The organism is Fimbriimonas sp. LA-C6 (genome assembly GCF_055398105.1).
Genome location: NZ_AP038796.1, coordinates 2,063,333 through 2,088,804, shown reverse-complemented (window position 1 = coordinate 2,088,804; position 25,472 = coordinate 2,063,333). Strand labels below are relative to the sequence as shown.

General features: G+C 55.4%; 24 protein-coding genes and 1 tRNA gene. 20 read left to right on the top strand and 5 right to left on the bottom strand.

The features are described from left to right. Position 1: 1 nt before the first annotated feature. Positions 2–1,123: a lipid-A-disaccharide synthase gene (locus tag ACZ51B_RS09640; RefSeq protein WP_464297035.1), complete on the top strand. Its 1,122-nt coding sequence runs from the start codon at positions 2–4 to the stop codon at positions 1,121–1,123. Here the strand turns inward: ACZ51B_RS09640 and ACZ51B_RS09635 are convergent. Continuing rightward, positions 1,110–3,431 carry a right-handed parallel beta-helix repeat-containing protein gene (locus ACZ51B_RS09635; RefSeq protein WP_464297034.1) on the bottom strand — a complete coding sequence of 774 codons (2,322 nt, stop codon included), beginning with the start codon at positions 3,429–3,431 and terminating at the stop codon, positions 1,110–1,112. The genes ACZ51B_RS09640 and ACZ51B_RS09635 overlap by 14 nt on opposite strands. A gap of 127 nt (positions 3,432–3,558) precedes the next feature. On the opposite strand from ACZ51B_RS09635, the gene ACZ51B_RS09630 reads away from it, so the two are divergent. The 3 genes from ACZ51B_RS09630 (at position 3,559) to ACZ51B_RS09620 (ending at position 6,984) form a co-directional block, all read left to right on the top strand. Then, positions 3,559–5,805, top strand: coding sequence for a glycoside hydrolase family 3 N-terminal domain-containing protein (locus ACZ51B_RS09630; RefSeq protein WP_464297033.1), 2,247 nt, complete (start codon positions 3,559–3,561; stop codon positions 5,803–5,805). A 70-nt stretch (positions 5,806–5,875) separates the two neighbouring features. Further along, entirely contained in the window at positions 5,876–6,631 is a 756-nt protein-coding gene (locus ACZ51B_RS09625) for a class I SAM-dependent methyltransferase (RefSeq protein ID WP_464297032.1), read from the top strand. A 23-nt stretch (positions 6,632–6,654) separates the two neighbouring features. Further along, positions 6,655–6,984, top strand: coding sequence for a winged helix-turn-helix transcriptional regulator (locus ACZ51B_RS09620; RefSeq protein ID WP_464297031.1), 330 nt, complete (start codon positions 6,655–6,657; stop codon positions 6,982–6,984). Here ACZ51B_RS09620 and ACZ51B_RS09615 read toward each other — a convergent pair. Beyond that, positions 6,981–8,024 (bottom strand): 3-deoxy-7-phosphoheptulonate synthase, encoded by a 1,044-nt coding sequence (locus tag ACZ51B_RS09615; RefSeq protein WP_464297030.1) that lies wholly within the window; start codon positions 8,022–8,024, stop codon positions 6,981–6,983. The genes ACZ51B_RS09620 and ACZ51B_RS09615 overlap by 4 nt on opposite strands. Positions 8,025–8,098: 74 nt before the next feature. Here ACZ51B_RS09615 and ACZ51B_RS09610 point away from each other — a divergent pair, with 74 nt between their 5' ends. From ACZ51B_RS09610 to ACZ51B_RS09590, 5 genes are all read left to right on the top strand, one after another. Beyond that, complete coding sequence (locus ACZ51B_RS09610; RefSeq protein ID WP_464297029.1) at positions 8,099–8,449, top strand: PadR family transcriptional regulator; 351 nt, start codon at positions 8,099–8,101, stop codon at positions 8,447–8,449. Next, on the top strand, positions 8,442–9,563 hold the full coding sequence (locus ACZ51B_RS09605; protein WP_464297028.1) for an HAAS signaling domain-containing protein: 1,122 nt from the start codon (positions 8,442–8,444) through the stop codon (positions 9,561–9,563). Before ACZ51B_RS09610 ends, ACZ51B_RS09605 begins: the two co-directional genes overlap by 8 nt. 56 nt (positions 9,564–9,619) lie before the next feature. Further along, positions 9,620–9,705 (top strand) — tRNA-Leu (locus ACZ51B_RS09600). A gap of 256 nt (positions 9,706–9,961) precedes the next feature. Further along, positions 9,962–12,478, top strand: coding sequence for an ATP-binding protein (locus ACZ51B_RS09595; RefSeq protein WP_464297027.1), 2,517 nt, complete (start codon positions 9,962–9,964; stop codon positions 12,476–12,478). A 153-nt stretch (positions 12,479–12,631) separates the two neighbouring features. Continuing rightward, complete coding sequence (locus ACZ51B_RS09590) at positions 12,632–12,898, top strand: hypothetical protein (protein ID WP_464297026.1); 267 nt, start codon at positions 12,632–12,634, stop codon at positions 12,896–12,898. 7 nt (positions 12,899–12,905) lie between these two features. On the opposite strand, the gene ACZ51B_RS09585 is transcribed toward ACZ51B_RS09590, so the two are convergent. Further along, the gene (locus ACZ51B_RS09585) at positions 12,906–13,742 is read right to left on the bottom strand and encodes an ATP-grasp domain-containing protein (RefSeq protein ID WP_464297025.1); all 837 of its coding nucleotides are present in this window, start codon (positions 13,740–13,742) and stop codon (positions 12,906–12,908) included. Between the two features lie 120 nt (positions 13,743–13,862). On the opposite strand from ACZ51B_RS09585, the gene ACZ51B_RS09580 reads away from it, so the two are divergent. Further along, positions 13,863–15,473, top strand: coding sequence for a DUF4127 family protein (locus ACZ51B_RS09580; protein WP_464297024.1), 1,611 nt, complete (start codon positions 13,863–13,865; stop codon positions 15,471–15,473). Between the two features lie 12 nt (positions 15,474–15,485). Here the strand turns inward: ACZ51B_RS09580 and ACZ51B_RS09575 are convergent, their stop codons facing one another. Beyond that, the gene (locus ACZ51B_RS09575) at positions 15,486–16,214 is read right to left on the bottom strand and encodes a carboxylesterase family protein (protein WP_464297023.1); all 729 of its coding nucleotides are present in this window, start codon (positions 16,212–16,214) and stop codon (positions 15,486–15,488) included. Positions 16,215–16,277: 63 nt separating this feature from the next. On the opposite strand from ACZ51B_RS09575, the gene ruvA reads away from it, so the two are divergent. The 10 genes from ruvA (at position 16,278) to ACZ51B_RS09525 (ending at position 25,264) form a co-directional block, all read left to right on the top strand. Then, entirely contained in the window at positions 16,278–16,880 is a 603-nt protein-coding gene (gene ruvA, locus ACZ51B_RS09570) for a Holliday junction branch migration protein RuvA (RefSeq protein ID WP_464297022.1), read from the top strand. Positions 16,881–16,886: 6 nt separating this feature from the next. Continuing rightward, positions 16,887–17,918 (top strand): Holliday junction branch migration DNA helicase RuvB, encoded by a 1,032-nt coding sequence (gene ruvB, locus ACZ51B_RS09565; protein ID WP_464297021.1) that lies wholly within the window; start codon positions 16,887–16,889, stop codon positions 17,916–17,918. A 48-nt stretch (positions 17,919–17,966) separates the two neighbouring features. Next, entirely contained in the window at positions 17,967–18,773 is an 807-nt protein-coding gene (locus ACZ51B_RS09560) for a hypothetical protein (protein ID WP_464297020.1), read from the top strand. Between the two features lie 48 nt (positions 18,774–18,821). Next, positions 18,822–19,163, top strand: a complete 342-nt coding sequence (locus ACZ51B_RS09555) for a hypothetical protein (RefSeq protein ID WP_464297019.1) — start codon at positions 18,822–18,824, stop codon at positions 19,161–19,163. Between the two features lie 99 nt (positions 19,164–19,262). Next, positions 19,263–20,003: a bifunctional demethylmenaquinone methyltransferase/2-methoxy-6-polyprenyl-1,4-benzoquinol methylase UbiE gene (gene ubiE, locus ACZ51B_RS09550; protein ID WP_464297018.1), complete on the top strand. Its 741-nt coding sequence runs from the start codon at positions 19,263–19,265 to the stop codon at positions 20,001–20,003. Continuing rightward, positions 20,000–21,013, top strand: coding sequence for a polyprenyl synthetase family protein (locus ACZ51B_RS09545; RefSeq protein WP_464297017.1), 1,014 nt, complete (start codon positions 20,000–20,002; stop codon positions 21,011–21,013). Before ubiE ends, ACZ51B_RS09545 begins: the two co-directional genes overlap by 4 nt. A gap of 4 nt (positions 21,014–21,017) precedes the next feature. Beyond that, positions 21,018–21,800 carry an HAD-IIA family hydrolase gene (locus ACZ51B_RS09540; RefSeq protein ID WP_464297016.1) on the top strand — a complete coding sequence of 261 codons (783 nt, stop codon included), beginning with the start codon at positions 21,018–21,020 and terminating at the stop codon, positions 21,798–21,800. Between the two features lie 99 nt (positions 21,801–21,899). Further along, positions 21,900–23,045: a S1C family serine protease gene (locus tag ACZ51B_RS09535; RefSeq protein ID WP_464297015.1), complete on the top strand. Its 1,146-nt coding sequence runs from the start codon at positions 21,900–21,902 to the stop codon at positions 23,043–23,045. A gap of 118 nt (positions 23,046–23,163) precedes the next feature. Beyond that, positions 23,164–24,807 (top strand): R3H domain-containing nucleic acid-binding protein, encoded by a 1,644-nt coding sequence (locus ACZ51B_RS09530; protein ID WP_464297014.1) that lies wholly within the window; start codon positions 23,164–23,166, stop codon positions 24,805–24,807. A 115-nt stretch (positions 24,808–24,922) separates the two neighbouring features. Beyond that, complete coding sequence (locus ACZ51B_RS09525; RefSeq protein WP_464297013.1) at positions 24,923–25,264, top strand: hypothetical protein; 342 nt, start codon at positions 24,923–24,925, stop codon at positions 25,262–25,264. 34 nt (positions 25,265–25,298) lie between these two features. On the opposite strand, the gene ACZ51B_RS09520 is transcribed toward ACZ51B_RS09525, so the two are convergent. Beyond that, positions 25,299–25,439 (bottom strand): hypothetical protein, encoded by a 141-nt coding sequence (locus ACZ51B_RS09520; RefSeq protein ID WP_464297012.1) that lies wholly within the window; start codon positions 25,437–25,439, stop codon positions 25,299–25,301. Positions 25,440–25,472 lie beyond the last annotated feature (33 nt).

The following is a 25,472-nucleotide window of genomic DNA, read 5'->3' as shown; positions in this document are numbered from 1 at the left end:
CATGTCAACCACACGCGTGTTCCTTTCGGCTGGCGAAGCGTCGGGTGATGTCTATGGAGCCGCGTTTGTTCATGAACTGAGACCTCTGATCGCCCAAGGGAAAGAGGTTCACTTTGAGGGCATCTGCGGTCCCAAGATGGTGGCTGAGGGCGTGGAGCAGCACGCCAATTCTTCCCATTGGGGCGCGATCAGCATCGTGCAAGCCCTCAAGATCTATCCGAAGGTTCTCAACGGCTACTACGCGGGCAAGAAGAAACTGTCCGAGGGCACGCCGGGTCTTTTTATCCCCATCGACTTCGGCTACGCGAACATCCGGCTAGCGAGGCATGCGAAGAACCGGGGTTGGAAGGTGCTGTACTTCATCCCACCTGGCTCTTGGCGACGATATAAGCAGGGTGGCGACTTGCCCGTCGTGACGGACGAGATCGTGACGCCGTTCTCGTGGTCTGCCGAGATCCTCAATAGCATGGGCGCAAGCGCTCACTGGTACGGACACCCTATCAAGCAGCTGATTCGAAATGCGCAGGCGGATGTATCTACAGTCCGAAGCAAGCTGGCTGTGCTGCCCGGAAGCCGGTTGCACGAGATCGATGCGAACCTCCCTTTGATAGCCGAGGCGCTCAAGGATGTTCCGTCAACCATCGAGTTTGCTCTTGCAGCGACGATCGATGCCGAGGCGTTCATGCGGCAGTGGAAACAGCTTTCAGGTCGCGACCACGATGTATACGTAGTCGGGCATGCCTCTCGGGTTTTGCTTGGGGCGAAGGCAGCGGTGGTGTGCTCTGGGACGGCGACTTTAGAGGCCGCACTCAGTCACTGCCCGATGGTGGTGGTGTACCGGCTCACTGAGGCAATGCGGCGCGAGGCGAAGATCCTGAGGATGAAGCGCCCGAAGTTCATCGCGCTACCGAATATCGTGATGGACCGAGAGATCGTGCCCGAGTTGGTGGATCACGAAGCCACGGTGGAAGTAGTGCGGGGCTGGGTAGATAAGTTGATGGCCGAAAGCCCAGAGCGCACCCAGCAACTCGAAGATTTCGAGAAACTGGATGAGCTACTCGGTCCAGCCGATGCAATCACGCAGGCGGCTCGACTGGCCGAGCGTATGATCACTTCTGTTTGAGATTGACCTTCAGCGCGGCGTATCCGTCGATCTGGAAATGCTCTACTCTCAGATGATGCTTCCCACCCAGTTTGAGTTCTCTTGAGTACAGAGTCGGTCCTTGGTATTTCCATGCATCAGAGATGATGAGTTTGCCGTCCAGCCACACCTTCGCGCCGTCATCGGTGGTGAGGTCCAGCACGTACGTTCCCTTGGGAATCGTAAAGTCCCCTTCTGCCTTGGTGGCGTAGTGGTCTTTGGGGAGCGACGGCAGGAAGGCATACCCCGCGTAGTCCAGCTTGTTGGTGGTCTGCGCAGCAATTGGCTCACCTTTTAGTTTGGCTTCGAAGGCGTCCAGGTGAGTGCGTGGATCCGTAGAGTCGTCCCAAGTGTAAAACTTCACATTCCAACTGATCGGCGCAAAGAAGCGGCTGTATTTGAAGAGGACCGGCTTGCCTGCCTGGGTGACGATTCCTCGATAGTCGGTGGTTGCTCCACCTACGTATTTGAGAACGATCTCCGTCTTTCCAGCCTGACCCAGTGGAACTTCGGCATCCACAAAGCCTGGGACGGTCCCACTCTTGGCCGAGAGTTTTGCGCCTGTGGCAGAAACCAGTTTCCAATAACCCTTTGGTCCAAGGACTTCAAAACGTTGATGGGTTGTTTGGTCTAAACGCGGCCAGAGAAGAGGGCTTTTGAAGTCATAAGGACCCCAGTTGTCGACGAGGATATATTTCCGCCCGCGGAGAGCACCTTCTGGGATGAAAGGCTTCATTCCGCCTTTTAGCGGCTCCGGGCGGTACTCGTTCAGGTCTTTGACGATCTGGTGCAGCGGCAATTCGCCTCCGTTTGTAAGACTAGGAGGATCGTCATCCGAGCGTTGTTTCCGCCAATCGAATGGTCCGAAGTAACTGAGTCGTGGATGTGCTCTTGGGCTCAACTCGTTGTACTTGCTACGGAGCTTTTCGGGGACGAGTGTGCCGCCGAGGTAGGCATTGATGTTCTCGACATCGCGGAAAGGGTCGATATTCCCTTGCAGCTTGAGAACTTCTTTCACCTGGTAGAACCGGTTGTTCCTAACTTCCACCTTGGTGGTTGCCTTCAGTGAGATACCCACAGGGTTCGCAAGGAACACATTAGACAGGATCTTCGGATCGCGGCTTCGGACATCGTGGTACTTGCCATAGCCCCAGTTGGGGTCAATCGAGTCGTTCTCCCAGAGCTGAACCGCCATTTTGTCGAACACAAATCGGTTGTCGCTGATCGTGTTTGCCTGTCCATGCTCGATGGCAATGCCGACTTCATTGCGAGAGAAGAAGTTTCCTTTGATGATCGTGTCGTAAGAGAAACCGCCCCAAACACCATGCCAGCACTCGTCGACTTTGTTATAGACAAACTTGTTTCGGCTAAACGTGGCCTCGATCCCGTTGGTTGGCGCGTGGCTGAAGTCGTTCCCATAAAGGAGGTTGTCGTTGCAACCACCCTTGCCGGTGTCCATGGTGGTTTGCCCGGACCACAGGAAGAAGCCATCGCCTCCGTGCGTGACGGAGTTGTAGGCAAAAGTGTTCGCGTTGCACTGCTCAAAGATGAGGATGCCAGCGCTGTCCTGCCCGCGATTGTAAACACCGTGTGAGTAGCCACGCACGCACCAATCGATCTTGTTGTGCATCACTGTGTTATTAGAAGAACGGTACAGTCCGAGGCCCACTCCACTGAGGAACGAGAAGTTGTTGTTCCAAATCTTGCCGCGATTGGAGTTGACCAGCATAAGGCCACACTGGCCGCCCTGGATCGTGGTCTTGGCGACTTCAAAGTCGTTGCAGTTCTGAAGGTAGACCCCTGCGCCATATCGCAGCCACTCGCTGTTTTCGTTGTGGTGGTAACTCATCCAGTCGCTGAGATCTTCTTTGTCCAGCGTGCTCAGAAGCCGCCGCTTCCAGTTGTAAGAGAAGTCGCTGTTGAGGATCTTGAGCCCGTTCGCGTTGCGTGCAATGAGCCCAACTTTGTATCCGTGAACATTGAGGTTCTTGAGCGTTACGTTGCTGCCCGTGACTTCTATAGCGAGGCCCTTCCGTTGGTCCGGGTCAACTGTTTGCGTGGTCCCCTGGATGGTGGCACCCGCAAAGTCCACCGTGATGTTGCTGCCCTGGATTTTGATGGCGGGTTTGAGCGTTGGGATGGTCTCGTCGCCTGCTTTCGTTGAGCCTTGAGAGGTGGGAAGAAGATAGGTTTTCGGAATGATCTTGCAAGAATGCGAGATCACTAAGCCGTTCGTCAGTTTGATCGGCTTTTGAACTTGGGCGTAGGCGGCAAGCAACGGCAGAAGCATAGGGCCATTGTACGCCTCTCAGCGCCCGTGAGGTTTGTATGAAAATAGGATAGATCTCGACATATCCTGTTCTCTTTTTCATAGCTAACAGGTTATGCTGGTCGAGGTTCAGGTGGGCCAGATTTTTATGTCTAAACTGTCTTATCAAACAATCACAGCGTTGGGTTTGTTGGCTATTTCCTGTGTGGCGAATGCGCAGGATTCGGTGCCTCTTTACAAGCAGGCAAAGGCGCCCGTTGAGAAACGAGTAAAGGATCTCATTTCGCGGATGACGTTGGAAGAGAAAGCTCGCCAGCTTGACATGTACGCGGGCAAAGATCTAGTGGATGATCGTGTGGACGACACCCATGCTGCGGCTGGGAGCCACATCAATGCTTCTAAAACCGAGAAGGTACTTGCTGGCCTCGGTGCGGGAAGCATTCACGATCTATATCCGACACCCGAGCTGTACAACGAGCTTCAAGGTTGGGTGATCAAGCACTCACGGCTGGGTATCCCAGCGCTGTTCTTGGAAGAAGGATTGCACGGCTACCTGGGCTTGGAACAGACCATCTATCCAACCAGCTTGAACCTTGCGACAACCTGGGACCCCGAACTCGCCACGCTGACCACCACAGGCATCGCAGCAGAGGCGCGAAGTCACGGCGTCGGTATGTTGCTCGGACCCGTGTTGGACGTTGCACGCGACCCCCGTTGGGGCCGTATTGAAGAAGACTTTGGCGAAGATCCATTCCTGACCGGAACGATGGGCGCTGCCTATGTGCGCGGTATGCAGGGTAGCTCGATTGGGTCGGATCACAACGTGATTGCCGAGCCGAAGCACTTTGCCGGCCACGGCTCACCTGAGAGCGGCAACAACACCAACCCAGTCCACGCCGGTGAGCGCGAGATCCGGACCATCATGCTCCGGTCTTTCGAGCCTTCGATTCGCGAAGGAAACGCCATGGGCGTGATGGCTGCCTACCACGAAATGGACGGCGTTCCCTGTGCGGGCAACTACTGGTTGCTGACAGACGTTTTGCGTAAAGAGTGGGGCTTCAAGGGCTTCGTACTGAGCGACCTCGGCGCTATCGGGGAGCTTTGGTATCGCCACCACGTAGCGGCTACTGAGGCCGACGCCGTTCGTCTTGCCGTTTCCAGCGGCGTCGATATGCAGTTTTACGACTTCGGCCACAAGACCTTCCAGGATGCGCTGGTGGATGGCGTGAAGACCGGCAAGATGAAGCAGGCCGTGTTGGACCAAGCCGTTTCGCGCGTTCTTCGCGTGAAGTTCGAGCTGGGACTCTTTGACCGACCATTTGTGGATACCAGTCTCGCGGGACGAGTGGTTCGCAGTTCAGAGCACCTCGATGTGGCGCTCCGCAGTGCTCGCGAGTCGATGTGTCTGTTGAAGAACGACAAGAACCTTCTGCCCCTTTCCAAGACACTGAAGAACGTCGTCGTCATCGGTCCGAACGGCGATGAGCTACGCTTGGGCGACTACACACCGGGCACCAACCGCAAGATTCCATCCGTCCTAGATGGCGTGAAGGCGATTGTGTCTTCGGAGACCAAGGTCGGCTTCAATAATGGCGAGAATGTGGATGAAGCAGTCGCATTGGCGAAAGGCGCGGATGTGGTCATCGTGGCTCTCGGCGAGCGCGAAGGCATCTCGGGTGAGGGTTCGGATCGATCTGACCTGAACCTGCCAGGAAACCAGCAGAAGCTTCTGGAGGCGGTCCATGCCACGGGAGTTCCCGTCGTGTTGGTTCTCCAGAATGGACGACCTTTGACGATCCCCTGGGCTGCCGAGCACGTTCCAAGCATTCTGGAAGCCTGGTATCCAGGCGAGCGGGGCGGCCAGGCAATCGCGGAGACGCTGTTTGGCGACAACAATCCCGGTGGCAAGTTGCCCATTTCGTTCCCAAGAAGCACCGGCACGCTACCTGTGTTCTACAACCACGACGTTTCCAAGCAGAAGCGGTATGTGGATGGCAATGGAGAATCGACCTTCGTATTCGGCCATGGCCTGAGCTACACGACCTTCAAGTACGGCACGCCCACCGTCCAGGTGTCCAAAACGAAAGCCGGTCCTGATGTCACAGTAACGGTGGACCTCTCCAACACGGGTTCTGTGGAAGGAGACGAAGTCGCGCAGGTCTACTTAAGAATCGATACCAGCAGTGTCGAGACTCCTGGCAAAGCCCTGAAGGGCTTCCAGCGGGTTCACCTCAAGCCAGGCGAGACTCGCACGTTGACGTTCCATCTTCGCAAGTACGAGCTGGAAATCTGGAGCGCCAAGAAGAAATGGGAAGTGGAGCCAGGCAGCTACACCGTGATGGTCGGTGGAGCTTCTGACAAGGTTCAGAACGTGAAGTTCACTCTCCAGCCCTAAGGGCTTCCACTCGGCGGGCAGCGAGCCAAGCTGCCTGCCGGGTTTCTGGGAAGCGCGGTACCCTTTCTGCATGAGTTCAAGTAATCCAAAGGGCGAATGGATCCAGTTCTTTGATGCGCACGCCTCGCGGTACGACGAAAACGGCTTCACAGCGCATACGGTAGCGGAAGTCGATTTCTATCTCAGCCTTTTCATTCTTCCAAAAGGCTCGACGATTCTGGATATGGGCTGTGGCACAGGCCGCCACTCCCTAGAGCTGGCCCGGCGTGGCTATAAGGTCACGGGCGTGGATCTCTCCGAAGGCATGATCGAGGTGGCGCGAGCCAAAGCGGCCCAGGAAGGGTTGGACGTCACCTTCTTGCATGGAGACGCAACGGAGTTTGTGTCGAACGAGCTTTTCGATTCTGCAATCTGTCTCTGTGAAGGCGGCTTCGGCCTCATTGAGAAAGGCATGGACGCGGAGCAGCACGACACCAAGATTCTGCAGAACCTCGCGGCAAGTTTGAAGCCGAATGCTCCGTTCTTGCTCACTGCACTGAATGGCTATTCGGTGATTCGCCAGATGTCGGATCAGCAGTCGCACGAGGGACGGTTTGACCCTGCGACGATGTACGCCAGCTACCAAGACGAGTGGGAACTCCCAGAAGGGAACAAGATCGTCACCATCCGGGAGCGGTTGTTTATTGCCCCTGAGGTGGTCCGGATGCTGAAAGGAACTGGGTTTGTGGTGGACAACGTCTTTGGCGGGACGGCAGGCTATTGGTCGCGCAGGCAGCTCAGCTTGGACGAAGTTGAAGCCATGTATGTTTGTCGCCGTTCTTCATAGTTCGAGAGGAATATACTGGCCTCATGACAGGCACGGACCGGTTTTGTGGTGTTGAGGCTACGTTGGCGCTGGTGGGTGGCCAATGGAAACCACGGATCTTATGGTGCCTGCGGGAAGGCACTCAACGCTTTGGAGATGTGACGCGCCACTTGGGAGGCGCGTCTCCAAAGATGCTGACTCAGCAGCTGCGAGCACTGGAAGAAGATGGACTTATTTCCCGCAAGGTCTACCCAGAGGTGCCCCCGCGCGTGGAATATGACCTGACCGAACGCGGGGCCAGCCTGATTCCGCTTTTGACCGCCATGGATGAGTGGGGGCGCGGGAATCAGGACTGGCTGGAACAGCGAAGTTAGACGACCTTCGCCAGCCGCTCCAGAACCTTTTCGGTCTGAGCGATGGAAAGGCAGGCATCCGTAACGCTCTGGCCACGCACGAGTTCTCTTCCTGGGGTTAAGTCTTGTCGACCTTCGACGAGGTTGCTCTCGATCATCACGCTAAAGATCGACTTGTTGCCTTTCTCGATCTGCCTTGCAACGTCTTCGGCCACATCGATCTGCTTCATGTGATCCTTGCCGCTGTTGGCGTGGCTGAGGTCGATCATGAGGCGAGACGGGAGCCCCTCTCTCTCCAAGATGGAGGCCGCGTTGCGCACGTGTTCTTCGCCATAGTTGGGGCCGGTTCGAGATCCGCCGCGTAGGACGACGTGGCAGCTGGTGTTCCCTGTGGTCTGAAGGATCGCGGAGATGCCGTCCTTGGTGGCTCCTGGGAACCAGTGGGGCTGTTTGGCTGCTTTCAGCGCGTCGATGGCGGTTTGCACGTTGCCGTCGGTCGCGTTTTTGAATCCGACGGGCATGGAGAGGCCACTCGCGAGCTCACGGTGCGTTTGGCTCTCGCTGGTCCTCGCTCCGATGGCACCCCATGAAATGAGGTCCGCAATGTGCTGTGGGATGGTGGTGTCCAGGAATTCGGTAGAGGTTGGGAGTCCCACAGCCAGAACATCCGTAAGGAAGCGCCGCGCGAGTCGCAACCCTTCGTTGATGCGGAACGAGCCATCCATGCGAGGGTCGTTGATGAGTCCTTTCCATCCGACCGTGGTGCGTGGCTTTTCAAAGTAGCACCGCATGATGATGTTCAGCTTATCTTCCATGCGGTCGGCGATCTTTTTGAGCTGCTCTGCGTACTCCAGTGCTGCTTCTGGATCGTGGATGGAGCAAGGGCCGACGATGACAACCATGCGCTTGTCTTTACCGGTGAGAGAGGCCTCAATGGACTGGCGTGCCTCGGCCACGACCGCTGCACTCGCAGGCTTGAGTGGCATTTCCTCAATGAGAATGGCAGGAGGAAGCAGGGGCCTTACGGCTCGGATTCTTAAATCGTCAGTCTGGTGGCTCATGAGTAGGCTTATAAAGTATGGCTTGGTCCTACCTATATCTAAAATAAGATGTATAGTTTATTCAAGAGATAACGATGGGATTTAAAGGCGATCTTGAGGCAGTGGTGTTGGGAACTCTTCAAAATGAGGGGCTCCATGGGTACGAGATAGCGCGTCGCATTCGGCTCATCGACGAAGGCGCTCTGAATGCTCGTGAGGGGAAGTTGTATCCCTTGCTGCACCGTTTAGAGAATGAGCAATACGTGGAGTCGACTTGGATTCCGCAGGAAGGCAAGCCGCCACGGAAGGTCTATTCGCTGACCGTTTCGGGGCGATTGTTGTTGGAGCAGCACCAGAAGGCCTGGAAAGCTTTTACGAACTCCATTGAGGCGGTTCTTCACAGCGGGGAGGGAGAGGACAAAGACAAGGTGGCAAATCGTGGCTAGCACCATTCAGGAGTATCTGCAAGAGATTGAGAATCAGCTTAGCTCTAGCTTGGATGAGAAAGAACTTCAGGCGATTTTGACTGAGACGGAGGTGCATCTGCGAGAGCGTGTGGCCGAGTTCCAGGAGATTGGTCTGGACCCTCGTGTTGCCGAGTTGCGTGCCGTGGAGGCTTTTGGAGATTGCGGCGAGTATGTGGATGAGATCGCGCAGGATCTACCTTTGCGGCCGAAGGTGAGTCCGGAAAGTTCGCCTGCTCATAGGAGTCGGATTTTGGCTCTTGAATGGGTGTGGCTCTGTGGTGGCTTGGGGCTTTTGTTCTCGGTGATCGGCTTTAGTGTTGGATATAGCTATTTCACCTTGATAGTGGCTTCGCTTGGCGTTCTGATTTTTGCCTGCTTTGGCAAAGCGATTCCATGGCCCAATGTCGCGAAAACGGTTGGCTCTTGGATGGTGCTTTACTTTCTGGTTCTGAGTGCACTGTATGCGTTTCCAGAAAGCAACGCGCTCCCCCTTAGTAAGGCGAACGCATCATCCCTGCTGAAGCAGATTGAGGAGCACCACTTACTGATTTACGATTCGCTGATCAGTCGCCACGTGCGATTTGCAAGACAAGTGGACTCTTATTCAACGGTTCCGAGAGACAGTGATGGCAGCTTCATCGTGCCGCTGGGTGGGTCACCTTTGGACTTAAGACGTCCGGGAGATGTACAAGACACGCTTTTGGCAATGGAGCCTTCAGGTCCGAATGTTGGATACATGCGCATAGGCCACGACACTTGGAATGCTCAAGAGCAAGAAGGGTTTGTCAAACTTCACAAAGATGAGGTGCTTCGGAGATGGCGAGACGACGGCCCCGAGCATTTAGCTTCTCTCCAAGAAAAGAAGCGAGAGTTGCAAGAGATACGAGACGACTTGCGCGGGTCATTGACACCTCCTTTGGGCAGGCAAGTGGTTGCTGCCGGCCGCTATGCCGTGTTCGGAGGGCTACTCGTCCTCTTCTTTCTGGCAGTAGCCCAAGTGGCTGGTTCGTTTATCGGGACGTTGCTATCCGCTCTATGGAAGTTGTTGTTTCGCCGGGCACCTCGGGGCGACCTCCAACACAAGGAAGTTTAAGAAGCCTGTCTAGACAGTTGACCTATACTGCCAATAGCGGTATACTATTTGTTCGCGCGCCGGTGTTGGAATTGGTAGACAAGCATGCTTGAGGTGCATGTGCTCACAAGGCGTGAAGGTTCGAGTCCTTTCCGGCGCACCATTCTTTTCTTTCGTATTCCAACTGGTTTCTTTGGCGTGAGTCTCACCCCTACCCGTTGAGGATTTTTCGGTTCTGTATAAGAATCCATTCGATTTGTCCTATCAATCTGTGTCTTCAACGTGTTACGATATTAGTATCGAATACACGATTACGAAGATACGCACAAGATTTCGTGCATTACCTTCATGAATGCATGAATTAAATTCTCTGCAGGGAAGTGTCTGATGTTCGATCAGCTTGTGTAAATTAGAAGACGATGGCGAAAGGCAGGATCTATACAACAGAAGGATCGGCCGCTACGCTGACGATTGTTGCGCTCAGTAGTAAGACAGGTGGCTATCTGGGCAAGCTATTGAAAGTGCTTGCAGACGAAGGCGCTTTCGTAACCAGTTCGGATGAGGACAATCGGGGCTACGCCTGGTTTGCAAGCGCGCAAATCGCGGTAACTGCCATCGCTGACCTCGTACGCCAAAACTCGGACGACCTATCGGCGGTGGTCCATAGCGAAGACATTCGAGACGACGTCCAACGGCTCCATGCCATTGATCGGTCGATTGAGATCCTGAAGAGAACCGATTCAGGCCAACTGATTCTCACTCTTTCGACGGTAGAGCTGGTGCGGCGTTCCCTCCCGGACACTGTGCTTCTGGATGACCTAGGCACCATTCGAGTTGGAAGACCCACACGAGCTGAACGCCTGTTTAGTTTCCGAATCCACGAAGGGAAGCAGGGCAACATCGTTTCTGAACCCAAAACCCGCCGCCGAGACCGCAGTTGGTTCTTCGGACGCGAGCGCGAGCTAGATGAGCTACGCGGAAAGCTCGACCAAGGCCAGATGATTACCATTGTGGGTGGCCCTGGAACGGGAAAATCGGCCCTGGCAAGTCGCTTCGAGGCGGAGATTGCAGACCAGTTTTCCGGCGGAAGCGTCTGGGTAGACCTTTCGCGTATCGAGCTGGATTCGTTGATCATTGCCCGCATCGCAGAAGGGTTGGAGCTGAGCGCGTCGGGCGGCAGAAGTCTGTACGATGCTGTCGTCTCGGCCCTGAAAGGTCAGCCGATGCTCTTAGTGCTGGATAACTGCGAGTCGGCAGTGTCTATCGGCGAGATCGTGGATCAGCTGTGCAGCGACTGCCCCGACCTATTAGTTCTTTCAACAAGTCAGCGTCGCTTGCGTACAAACCTTGAGCTGGTGGTCCATCTAGGTCCCCTAGAGGTTCCTCAAGACTTCGAGCCAGCGGAGATCATGATCGAATACCCCTCCGTGCGGCTGTTCCTGCTGGAAGGTAAGACGGTCGATCCTGATTTTGAACTGGACTCCTACAACGCCCCCCACGTGGCTCGGATCTGCCAGCTCCTCGATGGTAACCCGCAGGCGATTCGGATGGCGGTCAACAAACTGCAGATACTTTCCCCCGAACAAATCGTCCTGCGGCTAAAAGACGGCCAGATATCTTCAAAGAAGGGCGAGGAAGACTCGCTGGGATTGCTCAAGGCGATTGAGGCGACCAGCGAACTGGTCCACCCTGCAGCACGAATCCTTCTCCGGCGCCTCTCCGTATTCCGGGGCCCCTTCTCGTTCGACGCAGCAAAGTCTGCATGTGTGTGGGGGGACTTCAACGAGGGCGACCTCGTCTTCTCGCTTCGTTCCCTCGTGGAGCTACACCTCGTCGAGCAATGGCCTGGAAGAAGTCGCAATCGGTACTTCTATCTATCAAACACGGTTCGTATATTCGCTGACGAGGAACTGAGAGCGAACAAGGAGTCCGAGAAACAGCGAACGAAGTACGGAGCCTGGGCGCGCGAGTTTGCGGAGGCGACCGGGAAAGAGATGAACGCGGGCGACTCGTTGGCGCTGGAAAAATTTGACGCCATGTACGAAGACGTCCGTGCAGTCCTCCTCCATGGATTGTCCCACCAGAAAACCGCCATCGATAGCGCCAACATTCTAATGAGTTGCGCAAGCTACTGGTTCCGAAAGCTCTACCTGCGCGATGGCATGATCATCACAGAGGCCGCCTTGGCCTCAAAGTACACCACCAAATCGCCGGAATACCCTCGAATCATCAACCTGGCATCGTTTCTCAGTAGCCGGTTGCACGACATCGAGAAGTCAAAGTTTTACGCACGAGAGGCGATCCGCGCGGCCCAGGCTCTCGGTCAAACTTCGGTGATTGCGCGAGCCTACAACGCACTCGGCGCCTGCTACTTCGAGGAGCGCCGTTTTCGGCGCGCCGTACGGTGCTTCCGATATGCTGCTTGCCTTCATGAACAAGCCGGAGACGCTGCTTTGACAGCCACAGTGTATTCATCGATTGCACTCTGCAATGCAGAAATTGGCAGATGGACGGATGCACTCCAAGCAGTTCAAGAAGCGGAAGATCGTAGTGAATCCATCGGTCACTACATGCAACTTACGATTTTCCAGAATTCGGCTCGCGTTCACCTGCTGTGCCAAAACTACCGGGACAGCTGGAGATCTCTGATGAGATGCCTGGAACTATTTGAACCCAATTCAGATCCTGAGCATCTCACTCTGTGTCTGTCCACTGCCGCACGAGTCGCGCTGGCCGAGAAGAAACAAGCTGTTGCAGATGCTTTGATCAACGCCTACGGGGGCATGATCCTGGCAGAGAATCTGTACTTAAGTGAGCGACGTCAGAGTTTGTTTAATGAACTCCGAGTGTTGCGATCTCTTGACGCACCTTTTCATCCAGTACGAACTTCGGAGGCATTAAATATCTTTAAATCAGTAGTTTTTGATAACTATTAAATTTGACAGGCCGATTTTGACTTATTTCGCATTATAGTACCTACTATGCGTCATGTAAAGAAATCTGTCTGCCTTTTAGGGTCCATGATACTCTTCGGAGTCGCTGCCACTAATGCATCTGTACTAGATGGTACTGTTCATCCTACTATTGTGGTGCTAGACAAGTTAATGATCAGTCCTGGTGAAACCACCTCTACTACCGTTACATTAGACAAAGCTCCCACGTCGTCTACAACCTATACGCTTTCATCTAGCAATGCAAACGTGACGTGTCCGTCAACCTACACCGTAGCCAGCGGACAGAGGACATTCACTTTCTCAGTCACGGCAAGCTCCTCAGCCCCGAACTGCACTTCCACCATCAGCGTAAGCGGAAACGGTGTAACTCAATCGACCACCGTCACGGTTCAGAACCCGTAGTCTGCCCCTAAACCTGTTCCCACGCCCTCGTGCACTCAACCAGTCGGTCGAGTGCACGAGGGTTTTGTTTGAAAAAGAGGGACGGCTCAATCAGTTCCAGCTCAGACAGAACCCATCTCCCCTCATTGTCAAGCATGAGATCAACCCGTGCGTAAACAGGTTCAAGTTCAAGCGCCCCAAGCACTTTCTCAGCAACTTCCCGCTGGATCGAGTCTGGATCCACAGCATGAGAAACGCTTTCTTCAGACCCAGAGAATCGCGCGCTCTTAACCACCCCATGAGTGATCTCTCCTCCAATGGTGACAATCGCAATCTCGCCCCCCTCACTAACGCTCCTCATGTACGGCTGAATCATTGCGTCTCGCTCTGCCACAAGGGTATCGAGAAATTCTTGTGCTTCAGAAGATTCAGAAGCAGCAAACTTTTGCGTTAAGAACGATCCTGCAGAGACGGCCGGCTTTATCACCACAGAATCCCACTCGCACTTGCCCATATCGAACTGCTCAGCAGTTTTTACAAAGCGTGTTGGGACAATAGGGACACCACGCTCTTGTAAGGAAAGCAGATACTCCTTGTGTAGGTTCTGCAATAAAATTTCAGGAGAATTGATAAGCTTTGTTAACTTTGAAGCTCGAACGATCCAATCGCGAAATGCCTTAACATCTTCGTAATAGTTCCAAGTAGATCGGATGAGTGCAACATCAAAATTCTCCCACTGAACTCCGGGATCATCCCAAGCTGCAAACTCCACATCAAAGCCACCTCGGGAAAAAGCTTCCAGCATCAGGTCCGCATCGACATCCGGCTCTGGCAGTATCTTGCAAGTGACTAAGGCGAGTTTCATCGCATGAATATACACGTGTGATCTGGGCGGCCACAGATACACACGGATTTGCCCGCAACCTGTACAAACTCCTCCCCCGTTTATGGTTCGCAAGGGCCGATGTTGGGTACCTTACACCCGATGAAGCTCGTGGCAGTCTTGCTGCTCGCGTTAACGGCGTTCGCAGCACGTGCGGAACGAATCCTCCTTATTCCGCTTGACTCCAGGCCGGCTGCGGGACAGTTCGCGCAAATGATCGCGAAGACGGCAAATGTCAACGTGGTCATGCCCCCGTACGAAACCCTCGGACGTTTTACGACCCCTGGCAATTGCGAGGCGATTCTCGATTGGCTTGAGAAGCAGGACCTATCCGACGTAAGCGCAGTCGTGGCAAGTGCCGACATGATCGAGTACGGCGGACTGATCGCCAGTCGCACCAACAACGTAACGGTCGACTTGGCGCTTAAGCGAATCCGAAGGCTGTCAAAAATCGTGCGAATGGCTCCGAAGACGAAGCTCTACGTCTTCTCATCCACCATGCGGCTCACGCCCACGGCAACCCGCAGCGCCTCCAAGTTCCGAATCTTGCTAGCGCGGTACGAAGAGTGCAAAGCGAAGTACGCCATGACCCGCGACGACGCTTCCAAAAAGGTGATGGATCGCCTGTTCCCCAAGATTCCCAAGCGGGAGATCGATATCTACGAGAACACCCGGCGGCGAAGCAACGCGGTCCAGCAGATCCTCATCCGAATGCAGAAGAACGGCGCCTTCGACTATCTGGTGATTGGCCAGGACGATGCCAGGCCGTTCGGCCCCCACGTTGCCGAGACAATCGCTCTCAAGAAACTCGTCCAGCAGATCAACATCGGCAAAAGCGTGTTCTTCTGCGAGGGAGTCGATCAGCACGCGAGCGTCCTAGTAAGCCGAGCGCTCCTCACCGAGAACAACTTCTTCCCCAAAGTCCGCGTGGTCTATTCCGACGAAGATGGCAAGCTGAAGTACGCCAACTTCGAAAGCAAGCACATCGAAGAGTCTCTCAACGATCAACTGCTAGCCAGCGGAGCAGTCCCCGCAGGCCCTAACGACACCTACGACTACACGCTGTATCTCAACACCCCCGGCCGATCCCCAGCGCGTTTCGAGCAGTTCCTCGCAGCACTTAAAAACGACGTCGATCAGGGCTTCCCAACGGCCGTTGCCGATATTGACTTGGCATCAGACGGAACGGCAGACCCTGAACTGTTCAAAGGCCTCTGGGAGAACACCCGCATGATGCGACTCCTAAGCTACGCAGGCTGGAACACGGCAGGCAACACCATGGGCACCAGCATCCCAGCCGCCAACGTGTATCTCATGGCGAGACGCAGCAGCAACAATGCGCTGATCCGGGAAGTAGCCCAACGTGAGTTCCTGCTCCATCGTTTCACCAACGACTTCGCCTATCACAAGTTCACCCGCCCAGCAGCCTACAAGATGATCCGAGAGTCAGGTGTTGGGACCACGGAAGAGGTCTACGGAGACGAACTAGAACAGGTCCAGAGTTTTGTGCGAGAGGACCTAGCCAAGCATCTCGACTTCTACTTCAAAGACCAGTTCTTAGATAGGAAGTTCTTCGTAGGCACAGAGGAGTACACCTTTACAGACCTGACGGATGTAAAGATTTGGCTCCCCTGGCCACGAGCCTACGAGGTCCGGCTTGAGTTCAAGTTGAAAGCCAAGCCAGTTGAGATCAACAAAGCAGCCTCGCGGTAACTTCCCGCGAGGTTAATTCTTGGTAGTCTTCTTGTGTCTGCCGCGCTTGTGACTCAGGAACCAGTCATACAGTTCAGAGTTGGCATAGAAGTCGGTCCAAACATCGTGCTGCCCGCCTTTGATCACGTCAAATCGGATGTTGGCCCCCATTTTCTGAAGCGCCTCCGCCATAGCTCTTTCAGGCCCAATCGCAACAACCGGGTCAGAATCTCCATGAGCGCACCAGATAGGCACATCTTTCAGCACCGAAACCGCCTCAACGCTGCCTCCGCCACACACGGGCGCGATGGCTGCAAACTTCTTAGGGAACCGTTCGGCTAAGGACCACGTAGCGAACCCGCCCATGCTCAGTCCCGTGAGGTACTCGCGGTCGCCGTCAATTCGATACTTCCTCTCAACATCCCGCAGAAGCCCGGTGAGCATGTCGAGGTCCCACCATGTGTCATCGGGGCATTGCGGAGAGACCACGATAAACGGCAGTTTGCGCCCCTTCGCCAGCTCCCGAGTGATGCCGTTGGCTCGGATCTTATTGAGGTCGTCCCCTCGCTCACCGGAGCCGTGGAGGAACAGAATAAAGGGATATTTCTTGTTCGGGTTGGCTTCGTAGCCTTCGGGAAGTGAGACCAAGTAGCGACCGGTGACCACTTTTGAGATAGAACGCGTAAATGAAACTCCGTCTTTGGGGAGCTTAGGTCCCTGCGACATCGCCATCGCAGTGACAAGACCGAGAACTGGAAGCATTCCGCGACGATACCCGCCTGCCCCCCTCTATTCAAACACGTAGACAATAGGTAACATGAAGCCATGATTGGTCGCCTACGCGGTGAGTTGGTGGAGAACGGTGCAGGTCACTGCCTAATAGATGTGGGCGGCGTGGGTTACGAGGTCACCGTACCGGAATCGGTGGCGGCACATATGCCCATGATTGGCGAGGAAACGATTCTGCTGGTAAGGCAGATTTTCCGTGAGGACGGCGTGTCGCTCTACGGGTTTCTCCAGCCGTTTCAACGACGTCTGTTTGACCTACTTCTAAGCGTCAAAGGCTGCGGCCCGAAGGTCGCTTTGGCACTGATTGGCCAAGTGGGCGAGGACGCAGTCGCAGGAGCGATCTTGGCCCAAGACCAGAAGATCTTGGCTCGTGCCACGGGTGTCGGTATCCGGCTGGCAGAGCGTATCATCCTTGAGTTGAAAGACAAGATTCAAGAAGAGACGGTGCATCGAAAGATCGAGGCGGTCCAGGCTGTGGTCGCTCCTCGCAAGGCTGTTCCAGAGGACGAGCTGGTGGAAGCGTTGCTAAACCTCGGGTACCGAAGATCGGAAGCCGAGAACGCGGCCATCAGCGCTCGCGAGAATGCCGAGGACGTGCAGGATCAGCTAAAACACGCGTTGAGGGTTCTTCGGAAGTAACGCCCCATGCGCGATAACGAACTGAATCCAGAACAGCAGTTAGGCGATGGCTCGTTTGAGCTCTCCCTTCGCCCGCGTCGACTTGAGGAGTTTATCGGCCAAGAGACGCTCAAGTCCAATCTCAAAGTGTTTCTCAAGGCCGCGCAGCAGCGTGAAGAGCCGCTAGACCATGTGCTGCTATACGGCCCTCCTGGGCTGGGTAAGACCACCTTGGCCCACATCATTGCCAACGAGATGAATTCAACGCTCCACGTGACTTCTGGGCCAGCAATCGAGCGACCAGGAGATCTGGTGGGCATCCTCACAAACCTCGATTCAGGAGCAGTGCTCTTCATCGACGAAATTCACCGCCTCAGTCGCCCAGTGGAAGAGATCCTCTACCCAGCGATGGAGGATCGAAAGGTGGACATCATGATCGGAAAAGGGCCAGCAGCCCGCTCAATTCGTCTGGATGTACCTTCGTTCACCGTCATCGGCGCCACCACGCGTCAAGGGTTGTTGACGGGGCCACTCCGCGACCGCTTTGGCATCATCTCCCACTTCCAGTTTTACGGCCAAAACGCGTTGTTTGAGATCATCACCCGCTCCGCCAACATCCTCGGTTACGAGATCGCCCCAGACGGCGCAGAAGAAATCGCACTCCGATCCCGAGGAACGCCACGTATCGCGAACCGACTGTTGCGCCGCGTGCGTGACTTCGCGCAGGTCGATGACCTAGCCGTGATCGAGCGCAAGATCGTAGACAAGGCAGCCAAGGCCCTCGAAGTGGACTCGCTGGGCCTGGACCGCATCGACAGGACCCTGTTGCGCATGATGATCGAGCGGTACCGAGGTGGTCCAGTGGGACTGGAGACGCTCGCAGCCAGCACAGGCGAGGACTCCGGTACCATTGAGGATGTCTATGAGCCGTATCTGCTTCAGATCGGCATGCTTCAACGGACACCACGAGGGCGAATCGTGACCGATCTTGCCTACAAACACTTGGGGTTCGAACCGCCGAAGCCGGCCGACGATGCCTCGTCTGACTCGGATGCGTAGCGGTGCCTAGGTCCATTGATGGCGGGGTCGTACACTAAGTGACATTCCATGCTTTTTGAAGGATCCGCCAAACAGTATCCAAACCTCGTGGCCTACATGAACTACGTGCGGCGGTTGCCGACCGCGCGTCGGCAGCAGCTTTCCGTGGTCGCGTCTTTATCAACGGCGGCGGTGTTGGGGAGTGCGGCAGTGGGCGGTTTCATCGCGCATTTCCCTGGCATCTTGGGGGGCGTTGTGGTTGGGGCGATTGGAGCCGCTGCCATTGAGCGCTCTTTCTCAACCCCAAAGAAGACGGCCGAGCAGATCCAGACAGCCGAGGCCCGGCAGACCGTGAACATCATGTGGGAATGCCTGAACAAGAGGCGGCTCCATCGAGATCTAGATTCCGGCTCGATGCAGGTGATCGAGGAAGGCGCGCGCCACTGGGCTCGGATAAGGGCAGTGTTTGGTGCGGGTGAGTGGGCAACAGATGACCTAGGTGGCCACTACGTCCAACTTCGTCAGCAGGCACTCTCGGCCGCCGACACGGCGATGGAGGAGCTGGTGCTGCTGTTCCGCAGATACCTGCCAGACCAGGTGTCCCATCGGCATCCCCTGGACTACGTGGAGGAGGCTTTAGAGCCTTTCGCGGGCAAGAGTGGCGGAAAAGCAACTTCGTTTCTCCCCGTGGAGTTTCAGAATGCCCGGCAAATCGCCGAAAAGCTGCGCATTCTGGCAGTGGAAGCAGAGCGGGCTGGTAAGGAGCTTTCCACCTTCGAAGCTACTGTGCCAGGAGCTTCTTTGGACGCCACGATCATGGAACTGCGGGCGATTCGGCAGGCAGAGGATGAGTTACAACAAGACCTCAGAAGTTAGGTTTTATGCATACATTCGTCTACTAATTTGGCGTAGAATGAATGCGTCATGCGATATAGTTTGAATCCTGGTTCCGACTCTCACCGTATCTCCATTGTTCGAGAAACGGTTGCTCCGCGGCTCCGTGAGCGGATCAAGAATGGTGGTTCTGTGCCAGGTATAGCCCGAATCGACATCAACTCCCGAACCCACAAATATGTGACTGGGTTTGAGCCTATAGAGAAGTGCGAGCTGAAACAACTGGTTCAGAGTGGACTCACGCCCCATGAGGCAACCAAGCTCATGGAAACGGCGGGGAAGATCGACTCAACCAAGCAGTTTGTGGCGCTGATCACAGAGAAGAAAGTGACAGGTCAAATAGAAGTGACAACAGCCGTTTTCAGCCTGTAGGGCGTAAGTCACCGCAAAAACACCAATCATTTCAAATTGTTCTGAAACTTCGATCATTTCAGCCGAGTAGGAAGGTATAAATCTTATAGAGGCCGAAAGATGGCGCAAAAGACAGTCGAAGAACCAATCTGGATCACGGAAGGAGCTCAAAAGAGAGCTGCTGTTCGTGGGATGTTTGGTGAGATTGCTCCTTCTTACGACCGGCTGAACAACCTAATGTCGCTGAGTCTCCACAAACGGTGGAGAGCCATCTCGGTGGGCCTGCTCAACTTGACACCCGGTGCGTCCGCACTCGATGTCTGTTGCGGTACAGGCGACTTTATGGAGCCGTTGCGCAATGCGGTGGGTCCACAAGGAAATGTGATGGGAGTGGACTTCTGCCTTCCCATGCTTCAGCAAGCCCAACACAAACAACCTGCCTCGTCTCTCGCTCTGGGAGACGCGTGCCGCCTGCCGATTGCAAGCAGCGCTTTTGAGGCAGTGAGCGTCGGTTGGGGCATCCGGAATGTGCCCGACATCGACGCAGCACATCGGGAGCTTTTCCGGGTTTTGAAGCCTGGCGGACGATTTGTTTCGCTAGACATGGCGCGGCCCAACAACGCTCTGATAAGATTTTTTTCGGAGTTCCTTTTCAACACACTCGTTCCAGCGCTTGGGACGCTTTTTGGCAAGACCAAGGCCTACACCTACTTGCCCAAGAGCACTCAAAAGTTCTGGTCCCGCGAACGCTTACAAGCCTCAATGGAGAGCGCTGGGTTTGTGAACACCGGTCATCGCGACATGATGTTTGGCAATATCTGCGTTCACTTTGGTAGCAAACCGGGAGATCCCCAATCATGACGGTATCCGCACTTTCTATTCTTACAAACGACCGCGCTCAGGGTGACCTGCTAGATCAGATCACCGAAGAAGTAGGTCATGTCGAAGAGGAACTTGGTTTCCAGATCGACTCGCAGGTCGATCTCGTGGCAAACGTAGCGAAGCACACGCTCAAGGCTGGCGGCAAGCGTCTTCGCCCCGCGTTTGTAGCGTTGGCAGCAAAGGCTACTGGCATGGAGTTTGACCCAAGCCGAACCCGACGGTTGGGTGCGTGCATGGAGATCATCCACATGGCGACCCTGATCCACGACGACGTTATCGACAACTCAGCAACCCGTCGCGGACGTCCCACGGCAAGCGCTACCTTTGGCAACACAGCCAGCATCCTCAGCGGGGACGCACTGCTTGCCCGCTCCATGGTTCTGCTAGCGCAAGATGGCGACTTGGAGATCATTCGAACCGTCTCCAAGGCTGTGGTAGACATGGCCGAAGGTGAGGTCCGAGAGCTAGAGACGCGCGGAGACTTTGACCTTGAGGAGTCGATTCACCTGGAAGTCCTCAAGCTCAAAACCGCCAGCTTTATCGAAGCGTGCTGCGAAGTCGGAGCCTTGGTCGCAGGCTGCCCTCCAAACGTTTTGGCTGCCCTCAAGACTTACGGATACCACGTAGGAATGGCGTTCCAGATTGTGGACGACCTACTGGATTACCGAGGCGACAAGGCCAAGACTGGAAAGCCAATCGCCACCGATTTCCGCGAAGGCCAAGCGACTCTGCCTTTGATCTATCTGCGCGACCTGTTGAGCGACGCCGAGGCCCAGATCGCACGCCGCAAGTTTGGTGGCGCCGTGAACGACGACGAGATCCGCATGATCGCAGACTGGATGGATACCCGCAAGGCGTTCGAGAAGTCGGAAGAGCGAGCTCGCGAGCACATGAACCTTGCCATCGAGGCTCTCGTAGAGCTTCCCGAGACCCCCGCAAAGAACCTCCTGATCACCGTTGCTGAGTACGTCATCCGCCGCCAGGCCTAAGCCTATGAAGCGGTACCGAGCGTACATTTTTGACCTCGATGGAACACTCTATCGAGGTCATGATGTGATTCCTCACGCGGTCGAGACGGTCATGGAACTGAGAAAGCAGGGCGCCCTGATCCGGTTCCTCACCAACAACTCCAGCCAAACCAGTCAGACCTTCGTCGAGAAGTTAGGCCGCATGGGCTTTGAACCTTCACTAGAGGAGGTCTACTCCTCCGCTTCTGGAACAGCGTCCTTACTCAGGCAGTGGGAGACCAAGTCAGCCTTCGTAGTAGGAATGCCCGGCCTGGTCCAGACCTTGCGAGCCGCCGACATTGAGGTCGTGAACACAGACTCAGACGACCTAACCATTCCCTCCGACACTTTGGCCGAGGTCGTCACAGCCGGGATCTGCCTCCATTTCAACTACCAACTGTTGTCCAGCGCCATGCAGCAGATCCGCCAAGGCGCAAAGTTCGTAGCCACAAATCCCGATACGACGTTTCCGCTCGAAGGCGGACGCCTGACTCCAGGCGCGGGAAGTCTAGTCGCATCACTGCAGGCCTGCTCAGGAGTCGAGCCGTTCGTAGTTGGCAAGCCCAATCCCTACCTGATCGAGCTGATTTTGAAGGACGCCCGTGTCTCTCCAGAGGAGTGCCTAGTCGTCGGCGACCGCCTCGACACAGACATCGAAAGCGGCATCCGCGCAGGCTGCGACACCCATCTCGTTCTAACCGGCGTAGAATCCTCAGCGCCTTCCAGCATCTCTTCAAGCCCAGACCTACGCGGCTTACTGTTGAAATAGTCCGAACAGGTTTCAAGGGTCCTGGGACCAGGAACAGCAGAGCCCCTATCCAACGTTGAGAAATTTACAACAAGTTTGGAAAATAGGATATCTAAAGTTATGAAACCTTCAGCCATCGCATTAACCGGAGTTGCAATCTTCGCAGGAGTGCTTGGTGCTCTTCAAGTAGATCGCGCTCTTTCTCATCGTAAAGGCTCGAGCGACCAGGAGCTATTTGGCTCCTCCAGCAGTGTGGGTGTCACCGGAATCCCAGCTTCCTACGACATCGCCGCACCATCCTTCGACTTTCGAAGCGCAGCAAAGAAAGTGAACCCCTCTGTTGTCAGCGTGGACCGATACCAAAAGGTTCAGCGTGGCATGTTCGACGAGGAAGTCCAGACGGTCGAAACAGGAACGGGTTCCGGCGTCGTGATCTCAGAGAACGGAACGATCGTCACCAACAACCACGTGGTGGAAGGGGCGACGGAAGTGAAGGTTCGCTTTAGCGACAAAGACAGCCGCGTCGCCAAGGTAATCGGAACCGACCCACGATCGGACCTCGCCGTTCTCAAAGTTGAAGGCAAGAAAGTGACCCCCATCGAACTGGGCGATTCCAAGTCGGTTGAAGTCGGCGAGTGGGTCATGGCAGTGGGCAACCCCCTCGGCTTTGACAACACAGTAAGTGTAGGCGTGGTCAGCTCTCTTAAGAGAAATCTGCCAGTGGGCACCCAAGGCTTGGTGGACGGTATCCAGACCGATGCTGCCATCAACCCAGGAAACTCCGGTGGCGCTCTCTGCGACGCACAGGGACGCCTCATCGGCATCAACTCCGCAATCGCCAGCCGCACCGGTCAGAGCGTAGGCATCGGCTTCGCCATCCCAGTGGATCGCGTAAAGAAGGTAGCCAACGAGATCGTCAAGTACGGCAAGGCTCGATACCCAAGCCTGGGCATCACCTACCGAGGCGACCTAGAGCGAGCACTGGGCGATCCCTACTTCCGACAAGACCTAGCACAGCGAGTCGGCTCAGAAGACATTCCAAACTCCGGTGTGATCGTATGGGATTCGACCGGACAAGCCGCGAAAGCAGGCATTCAGCGGCTCAGCATCATCACCGAGCTGGATGGTCAAAAGGTAGAAGGAACCTTCGATATGAACCGCGTTCTGATTCCAAAGAAACCTGGCGATAAGGTCAATGTCAAATTCTGGGATCACGGAACGATGAAAACAGCCGACGTTACGCTTCAAGAAATAGCCGCAAACTAACGAATTGTTTTAGTGAGGTTATGGACCCAAAATTCAAACAAATTGGGCTTCGCTTTTCGTAGAAATGCGTAATATCATGAGTTGGTCGGGCTAACGAACCCGGCCAACACAACTTCATATGTCGATTCATACTGACGGCCTCGCACAGTTTCTAGACGTCCTTCCTGCCGTCGTACGAGAGCGCCTTGAGAAGATTGGGGGTTTAGAGTCCCTCATTGAGGTGGTTCTCGATTACGGCCGACCTGCCGAAGCTCGCTATCGTGACCGCGTCGAACGATGGCCAGATGTAATGGTGTCGGAACACGACATCGAACAAGTAAACCGATCCATCGGTGAGTTCGGGACAGACAACCGAGCCGGTATTGAACGCACTCTCCACCGAATCAGCGCGATTCGCAACCGCCACAACAAGATCATTGGTCTCACCTGCCGTGTGGGTCGAGCGATGGAAGGAACCATCGACATGATTGATGACATTGTGCGAAGCGGCCAGTCGATTCTGTTGCTGGGACGACCCGGTGTTGGTAAGACCACAAAGCTACGCGAAGTAGCACGTGTACTTGCAGACGAGGTCGCCAAGCGCGTGGTCATTGTCGATACATCAAATGAAATTGCGGGAGACGGCGACGTACCGCACCCAGGCATCGGCGCAGCCCGCCGAATGCAGGTGCGCGTAGCAGCCGAGCAGCACAATGTGATGATCGAGGCAGTGGAAAACCACATGCCCGAAGTCATTGTGATTGACGAAATTGGAACCGAGGCAGAAGCCGCCGCCAGCCGGACCATCGCCGAGCGAGGTGTCCAGCTCATCGGAACGGCCCACGGCCAAACCCTAGAGAACCTCATGTTGAACCCCACGCTCGCGGACCTGATTGGAGGAATCCAACCAGTAACCCTGTCGGACGCGGAAGCCCAACGGCGCGGAACTCAAAAGACGGTCTTAGAGCGAAAGGCACCACCCACGTTCGACGTCGTGGTAGAGCTGATCGACTACGACCGACTGGCGGTCCACCACAACGTCATGAAGACAGTCGATACGATCTTGCGCGGAGTGACGCCTCGGCCAGAGATTCGTGTCCGCACAGGCGCGGGCGAGATAGAGATCGCCCAACCCGAGCAAACAGTCGACGTAAACGAGCCTGGTTTCAACAAGCGCTACCCAGCCCTAGCCCGAAGCGGCGAGAAGGGTGGCGGCAGGGTCCAGGAGATCACCGTGAGCCCGAACGGCTCATCGGAGAATGGCCACGTAGATCACAAAGAGCGACGCGTATCTCCACAGGAGGTGAAGGATGAGAAAGGTCTCATCCGTATCTTTCCCTACGGCATCGCCCGCACCCGGCTCGAAAGGGCGATTCGGGAGAAAAAAACGTCGGCGGTCGTAACCACAGATGTGGGCGATGCAGACGTCGTACTAGCCATCCGCAGCACCTTCCTAGCTCGTCCTAAGAAGCTGCGCGAACTGGCCGGACGGCAAGTGAGCACGATCGTGGTGAAGTCCAACACCTTCACCCACATCGCCGCTGCACTCGACGATATTCTGAGGCAGGTAGCCGAGGGGCCAGACCAGCATCAAGAGCTACTGGAGGAAGTAGATTTAGGTATCGAGGCTGTCTTACAGTCCAACAAACCCTACGAGCTTTCCCCAGCTTCCGCTGTGGTCCGCAAGGTCCAGCACCAGATGATCGAAGCCCGAAGGCTCGCCAGCGAAGGGATCGGCGACGAGCCCCACCGGCGAATTCGGATCTTGCCCACAAGGGTCTAAGTTAAGAATTCGCCAATCGACCTAACCCCCATGCAACTAAAACGTCCATACAACGTAAATGGCAGAAATGGGGGGAAGGCCGAAAGTTAGAACATGGGCAGCGTTGTATCTTGTCGTGCAAGGCACAGCAACCTCCGTCTGGTGGATCCTCTTACTCAGTCGCCCCGACATCCGCTCCTTCTTCGGCGCAGCAGGCGCCCCCGATGCCTCCCTAATGGCTCTCTTCCTGCCCGATCTATGCCTCTTCGCCGGCGGAGCATTCATCGCCGCCTGGGCGCTCCTCAAAGCCAAACCCTGGGCCTGGCCCGCCCTCTTAGTCGTAACAGGAGCAAGCGGCTACGCAGCCCTCTACAGTCTATCCATGGCCGCATTCTATCAAGGCAGCTACCCCGGAGCCGCCCTCATGAGCCCCTCGCTGGTAGTGCTGCCTTGGCTATGCTGGAAGTGTCGGCCGTAGGTGACGATTGAACCGATTCATTGCTCCAAGACAATCAACCAGTAATTGTCTGCTTCACAATCTTCTCAAGACCACCCTCCAGATCATTCTGTTCTGGGGCTTCTTTCTGCTCTTGGTCCCGAGTGTCATCCTGCGCGTCGAGGTCCTGACCGGGTTCGAAAAGTATCGACTCCACCTAACTTGGCTACCCCCAATCGGGATACTCCTG